Source organism: Bradyrhizobium sp. Mp19 (assembly GCF_029952935.1).
Taxonomy (GTDB): domain Bacteria; phylum Pseudomonadota; class Alphaproteobacteria; order Rhizobiales; family Xanthobacteraceae; genus Bradyrhizobium; species Bradyrhizobium elkanii.
The window spans coordinates 1-6678 of sequence record NZ_JASAUT010000126.1; the positions used below are offsets into that span (position 1 = coordinate 1).

Below are 6678 nucleotides of genomic sequence, written 5' to 3' on the forward strand. Positions count from 1 at the left end.
GATTCGCGGGACAATCTTGCCCGCCGTCAGGCAGAAACTCCACTTATCGCCCGGTCCAGATTTCCGGAGCCAGCTCTAATCGGTCCAGCTCGCCGGAATCAACGACCGACTGCCATCCGGCCGGACTGTGAGGAGATAGCGGGTCGCCTGATGGTACTGATGACGGCCAGCGTCCGACCTTCGAAAGCGTGACGCTTGCGTGATCGTTACCGAAGCCGGAATATCATGGGGATGGGCAGTCTGTGGCCGCTTCCTTCGACCATCGACCACACGCACCTGCGCCGATTCCTCGATCAGCGCGTCGCGGACGGCATCGTCCGGAGAATGATTGATAAATGGCTGAAGGCGGGGGTGCTCGAAACGGGCGTCCTGCGCCGCACTACTCCTGCTTGGCCTTGCGTTGCGCTATCTTGCACTCATGGCCAACAGTCACGGCCGGTACCATGGCGCCTACCACCGCCGGTACAAACGGCGGATCGTCAGCCTTCGGCGTCGGCAACCGGCGTGCTTGCCGGCGCCAGGTGAACACTTGTTGTGGGGGCAACCTGTGTCGCCGGGCAATCTCGGAAACGACCGCGCCTGGTACCAGCGTCTCCTCGACGATCCGGGCCTTGTCGTCCTTGGAGAACCAACGACGGCGTCCCGTCTCCGTGATCACTTCCAGCCGGCGCGCCGTCACGTCCGACTTAAGCGTATGGTCAAGCATAGACACAAGCCGATCCCTTCAAAGAGATCGCGACACTCGCCTATCCTATGTGCCGCGAGAAGGTGGGAGCAGAACGACGCTCTGATGTCCGCTGTCAAGGATTAGAACGCAGCGCCTTGTCCGATCGCCGATCGGCTGTTCATAGAGATGGTCGTGCATAGGTGGAGGCGGAACCGAAGGACGTCGGTGATCAAGCTCTGATGCGCGGATTGGCTACCGCATTCCCGATTGTGCGTCCGAGGTCTGCTCCTATCTTACTGGCGGGCGTCGGCGCTCTTGCCGGCCACAAAGCGTCTGACGGGCATTCCCTCTGCCGTGGCGCCGCCTCCGCCCATGCACGATGATAAGAAGGGCGCCCAATCAGGCTGTCTGCACTTGCCTGGCAACCGTCCACATGAACTCGACCAGTTCACGGGCGATAGCGGTGCAGACCACCGTCGTTCGTTTACCGCGCGCAGCCAGCTTCCGGTAGCGGGCTGTCAAGCGGCTCTGCGCCTTCCAAGCAATCTCTCGCACTGCTGGCGACGTCTGCTCAAGCCGGTATAGCTTTGCCTTGCCGATCTTCGGCGGTGTCGATATGTCCAGGCGCTTTCGACCAACATGTGGCGAACGCGGCCGTTGCCGGCCTTGGTGATGCCGCCACGCCTGACGGACTCTCCCGTCGATCGTTCGCTTGGCACCAGGCCGAGGTAACCCATAAGTTGACGTGGGCTCTCAAAACGGTTCACGTCACCGACCTCGGTCGCGAATGTCATCGCGACGACCAGATCGACGCCGCGCAATGTTTGAAGCGCCCGCACGAGCGGCTCCAGAGACCAGGTCGAGACGAACTCTTCGATCGTGCGCTCGAGCCGGTCGACCCGGTCCCTGGCGACGCGAACTGCTTCGACCATTTCTTGTAGCGCGATCTGATGTGATCGAACTGCTGTTCCTGGAGCCAACGCAAATAGCGCATCGTCCAGCCCTTTTTGCGGGGATAGGTGCGGCCATGCTTGAGCATGAAGGCGCTCACCTGCTGCCGGTGGATCCGCAGCGTCTCAACCGCTGCCGATCGGGCGCGAACGAGGTCGCGCATCGCTTCGTGACCTTCATCGGGAACCCACACAGCCGTCAGTTCGCCGGCGCGTAGCAGCCGGGCGAGAGAAACGGCGTCCCGGCGGTTCGTCTTCACACGATCGCCCGGCTTCCTTGGGATCAGCGATGGCGCCACCACCGTGCATTGGTGGCCGAGCGACCGGATCAGGCGATAAAGACCATAGCCAGTCGGGCCGGCTTCGTAACAGAAGTGCACGCGATCAAACCGGTTAGCAATCCGCCCTAAGACGCGGCGCATGTTGGTGGCCGAGGCATCGACCTCACCGAAGAACCGAACCTCCCCCTCCCGGCCCGCGTCAGCAATCGCGATGGCATTTCTCAGCTTGGCCACATCGATTCCGACGAATGCTTCCCTATAATCTGCCACGGCTCGTCCTCCTGTGATGAGGATCGGCTCGGTCCGCCCGAGCAACCCTCGGACGCGCAGTGTAGGGCGAGCCACCTCATCCGCAGAGGCGGACATACGGTCTTACGGTAAAGCGGCTCGCCATTTTGCATATTTGGCGACGGTGATCTGAGCCAGAAGCGCTTCCGCCGTCAAGCTATTGGAGCGTCGGAAACGAGAGACGCGGAAGCCAGCTCCAGCGTCGCCGGCCGCCTCGCAGTTCTCCAGTTCAGCGTCGTCCCGGCCTAACTCCGCCGTAGAAATCACTCGGCTCGGCGAACCGAGGGGCATCAGCAGCTATCGGATTGCGCGTCTCTCCACCATACTGTGTATGTGAAGGGCAGGACTTGGCGGCAATCAAATACCTGAACGTGACCGCTGATGATTTTCACCGAAAAGAAGGACAATGAGTCGTCCTCATAGCCGATGCATATGTCCGAACTCCCGGGGTTCAATATCCAAGGCGATTTCGCGCCGTGGTGATATAAGTACGGTAACAAGCCGCTGACCTGGCATTCACGGTCGTGGTCATATCCGTCCACTTGTCTTCCGCATACGGCGACACTAATCTCGTTCCACGTTTTGGTTTCGCGTTCGTACACGCCGAGGACATCGCAGCGGCGATGGTAAGCGAACGCGACCGCAGCTGACGCCGCTCGGACATGCTGTTTCATGTTCGCTTACCTAATGTGGGACGGACGAAGGGCGGGACGCGCCGAGTTCGCCCACCATGTCGTCACTAGCCGGCAACGATCGCCGAGGGTACTCACGACTTGCCCGATTGCTGCGTAGAGCGACTGCCGCTCGCAGCTCGACTTCACCTCGACGATTTCGCGCAAGACGCCGCCGGCCTAGATCCCGAGATCAACATGCTATCCTTACTGGCCTAAGCGGTAGCTGCAATGACCCGTGCTTTGCCCGGGGATGTCGCATCATTGATAATGGCGTAGTCAACAGAGTTGCCGAACAAACCGTTCCGCCCATAAAAACCGAGCCAAAGTGCTTGTCGCGGACAATTCGTGTGTTGTTATCACCCTGTTTAAGAGCGCCATGACAGCCTCTTGCGAAACCAAGCCGAAGTCGGCCAAGGCGCAAGAAGCAAGCTGGGATGAAATTATGTCCGAACGAGCCATAATTGCCCTTGGCAGTACAAGTGCAAAAGTCTCCTTTGCGTAACCGGGTGGAAATACGTCGGAGCCCAAGCGCTCACGCAAGTAACAACGGAGGAGTTCCTTGCGCGAGCGAAGTGCAAACGGAAGCTGGGCTCCAAACTTGATCAATCTCGGATCGCCAAATGGGCGGACGGGCCAAAGTCCTCGCGTCGCGAGTGGACGAGCATGACAAAGACTTGCGAGCAGAGTTGTGGATTGAGTTGCACTGACGGGGGCGCTAAAAAGGAAGGATGAACGAGCGGCGTCGAGCCCGCGTTTCGTCAATAGGTCTTCTGCAAGCCCAAGCGCGATATCCAGGTGGGGTGAAGATGGAGACCTGGGTTCATCCTCGTCGCTGGTGAAGCGAGCGCAAAACTCGTCTCCTCCTATGCCGGACCAGATTATTTCGCAGCCATCACCGCGAAACCGATCCCAGAGCGACCCGAACGCCTCAAGGTAATATTCAGAGATTAGTGGCAGGCGTCCTTTCGGGTCGAGATCTAAATCAATCGCCGGCATGTAGGCGCGCATTTCAACTTTGTGATCGCGGCAATTCAGTGCGCTCAAAATGCTCGCTCGGCGGTCACCCTGCTTGGGGCTACTCCCGTCGCCCAATAGTATTCCGCCACATGCTAGCGACTCTATGCTCTCGCCAACAGCAATTGCGACGGAAGCGGAGTCCATTCCTCCGCTCAGCTCCACAGCACTTGCGCAAAAGGCGGTCGGCCGCGAACGAACAACCGCCTGAAGAGTATTAGAAAACTCAAGGACATGATTGCTGTCCTCTCGTCCAGGGAGCTCAGGGGCTGATGAAGTTGTCGTCCCATACTCAAATGACGTTCGCGATCTGTCGACGTACAAGGTGGCGCCAGCGGTCAGCAGGTTAACGCCTACGCAGGCCTGCCGCGCAGAGTAGAACGTTCTCATCGATAGATGATGGCTTATGATTTCTGCATCAATCGTTCTCGATTTATCCAAGAGATCCATGAAATCCCAGGAGAGCGTAACCGTACGAGTGCGCTCCTCCACGTGGAAGTAAATTGGGAGGCTGCCAATATGGCCTCCTCGTACACGCAACCGAGGACCCCGGCGAGCGCCCTCGATCACGATAAAATCGAGCGGCCAGTGCATGCATTTCTGGTAGTTCTGACGAAACTGATCCGCAGACGCATGGGCTATTACGACCGAATGAACGCCAGCTTCGTCCGCCGCTCCTTGACGCTCACGTATGACGAAGAACCATTGCTCAAAGCTCGTCACTAACGAGCTCTCAAGGCTCTTATGTTGGAATGGCCAGATGTAGCTTTCACCAAACTGTATCGAACTGCCTTTGGCAAAAGGATCGAAGCTTTCCAGATCAGCTATTTTCAGAGTGGCCTTGAGCATTTGTTCCTGGACTAATCGTTACCGCCTCTCGTGGGAGAGGCGGTAACGAAGTGACGAATAATCTTAAAGGTAGCCCTGGTTAGCGCTGTCGTTAGGGAAAGGGGCCTTCTCTCCCTCAATAGTGGGAGGTGGCAGCACCGGCAAGGGGAGGTCAGTTGTATCGGTCCGCAATCGCCGCTTCGGCGTGTCTGCAGTCGCGCTCTTCATGTCAATCTCCGTGTGATCGAGCTTCTCGTCTCAAGTCTGTCTGGGCTTCAGTAAAAGCCACAGAGAGTGGCGCGGCAACGTGTCGGGCCATGACGGACACTCTCTTATGCGAGAAGGTGGACGACAACCTACCAATGTCGGCAGTTGGAGGACGACCCTGGACAGAATTGGGTTGATGTCTAGTAACGGCAAATTGCCGCAACTTTGGCTGAGCCGCATTTTTACGTGAGATTGTATGGAATTCAGATCGCATGGCCACGTCAACTCTCTTAGTGCAGCCAAAGCCCCGTTCCGTGGATCAGCCACATCAGGTCAACGACAGCGTATTGCTGCCGGCTTCCGCAATTCTGCATGCGTACTGGCGATCCGATCGGCCCTTACTTCTCATCGTTGCGGCGGTGGCGGTACTGTCCAGCGCGAGCTGCGTCGCGGGCCCCTATGTATTTTCGTGTCTCATTGATCGTCTTCCGCGCAGCGAAGACATGTCGGTGGTGGCTTGGAGTTTCGCTGGATATGCGGTTTTGGTCGGCGCAGCCTCTGCATTGCAGCGCATGCTGCAGTATCTCTCCTTCATGGCAGCCGAGAACCTGAGCTTTATTGCTGCAACTCGCTTCTTCGATCGTATCCTGAGAGCCCGACTGAAAAATGGGTGAGTGATCTCAGTGGGATGTGATTCTACCGGATTTGCAAAGATTCGAGGGAGAGCACGATGCCCTGGACCAAGATCACTCGGGAGCAATATCGGCGGGACGATCTGCGTTATGCAAGCGATATGACCGTAAGCGGTATGAGCTCCCACGTCCGCGGTGATCAGCGTGCGTAGCGGATCGGCATCCAATATTGGCGCAAGGCCTCGACGGCCGCTGGGATGTCGGCGTGAGCGTTAGGCTCGCGGCCGCTTTGTGGCGCTCCGAGCAGCGGACGGTTCTGATCGTCGCGACTGTGCAGCAGGATGGGCAGCAGCAGGCCGTGATTGCCGTTGCCGGCGTCCAGCAACGGCGCCCACGCGGACAGTCTGAGCTGCATCGCGGCATAGAAGCCCTGGCACCAGGGGCGCGGATCGATATCGCCATTGACGTCGCGCCGGTGCATCGGCTCGAACCGATCGGGCGCGGTCGAGAGGGTGTTGCTGATGTCGTTGTGGCGTAGCGCGACGGCTGGTATCGCGGCGAACTCCGGCGTGCCGCCATGGTTGAAAGCGTCAGCGTCGATCGCGAGCAGCGGGCAGATCCAGTCGAGCGGGCTCATTGACACCGGTCCGGCGACGATCGCGGCGGCATAGCCGTCGAGCATGGCGATGCTGGTGGCGACAGGATGGCGATTGGCGCGAGCCTGGAGCCATCGCTCGAGCTCCGTAAGCGGCATCGCAGCTGACGTCATCGAGGATGCTGTTTTATGGCGGCGCGGGCTCATGCGGCAGCCTGTGTGGTGCGATGGTGCGCCGCCTTCCAGTTCCAGGTGAGCAGTTCTTGCAGCTGATGGCTTTTGGTTCGCCCGGACACGATGCGCTCCAGCACGTCTGTCAGGTAGGCTTGCGGGTCGAGTTCATGGAGTTTTGGCGTGCTCACGAGCGAGGCCAGGATTGCCCAGCTCTCGGCGCCGCCTTCGCTGCCGCTGAACAATGAATTGCGTCTTCCCATCGCAATCGGGCGCATGGAACGCTCGACCGTGTTGCTGTGTGTGCCTTGACAAGGCGCACTGTTCTCCCTGGTGGAAATCCAGGCCGGCCAACTCTCGCTCCAGCCGGA

General features: G+C 59.0%; 5 protein-coding genes and 1 pseudogene. 1 reads left to right on the forward strand and 5 read right to left on the reverse strand.

All coding sequences use genetic code 11. The features are described 5' to 3' along the window. Positions 1 to 379: 379 nt before the first annotated feature. The 3 genes and pseudogenes from QJT82_RS44720 to QJT82_RS44730 all read right to left on the reverse strand — a co-directional run bounded on the left by QJT82_RS44720 (position 380) and on the right by QJT82_RS44730 (position 4723). Positions 380 to 706 (reverse strand): transposase, encoded by a 327-nt coding sequence (locus tag QJT82_RS44720; RefSeq protein WP_016842619.1) that lies wholly within the window; start codon positions 704 to 706, stop codon positions 380 to 382. A gap of 360 nt (positions 707 to 1066) precedes the next feature. Further along, a pseudogene (locus tag QJT82_RS44725) lies at positions 1067 to 2264 on the reverse strand (IS110 family transposase). Positions 2265 to 3136: 872 nt separating this feature from the next. Then, complete coding sequence (locus QJT82_RS44730) at positions 3137 to 4723, reverse strand: hypothetical protein (protein ID WP_244436110.1); 1587 nt, start codon at positions 4721 to 4723, stop codon at positions 3137 to 3139. A 458-nt stretch (positions 4724 to 5181) separates the two neighbouring features. Here QJT82_RS44730 and QJT82_RS44735 point away from each other — a divergent pair, with 458 nt between their 5' ends. Then, a complete protein-coding gene (locus QJT82_RS44735; RefSeq protein WP_016842616.1) occupies positions 5182 to 5583 on the forward strand; it encodes an ABC transporter ATP-binding protein in 402 nt (133 codons plus the stop codon). A gap of 157 nt (positions 5584 to 5740) precedes the next feature. On the opposite strand, the gene QJT82_RS44740 is transcribed toward QJT82_RS44735, so the two are convergent. After that, complete coding sequence (locus QJT82_RS44740; protein ID WP_016842615.1) at positions 5741 to 6295, reverse strand: UPF0149 family protein; 555 nt, start codon at positions 6293 to 6295, stop codon at positions 5741 to 5743. A gap of 44 nt (positions 6296 to 6339) precedes the next feature. Continuing rightward, the coding region (locus tag QJT82_RS44745; protein WP_281446714.1) for a transposase domain-containing protein at positions 6340 to 6678 on the reverse strand (339 nt) is incomplete at its 5' end.

What these genes read in the sequence shown, in the direction of transcription:
- QJT82_RS44720 (WP_016842619.1), bottom strand. Translation starts at nt 706, where the DNA reads ATGCTTGACCATACGCTTAAGTCGGACGTGACGGCGCGCCGGCTGGAA.
- QJT82_RS44730 (WP_244436110.1), bottom strand. Translation starts at nt 4,723, where the DNA reads ATGCTCAAGGCCACTCTGAAAATAGCTGATCTGGAAAGCTTCGATCCT.
- QJT82_RS44735 (WP_016842616.1), top strand. Translation starts at nt 5,182, where the DNA reads ATGGCCACGTCAACTCTCTTAGTGCAGCCAAAGCCCCGTTCCGTGGAT.
- QJT82_RS44740 (WP_016842615.1), bottom strand. Translation starts at nt 6,295, where the DNA reads ATGCCGCTTACGGAGCTCGAGCGATGGCTCCAGGCTCGCGCCAATCGC.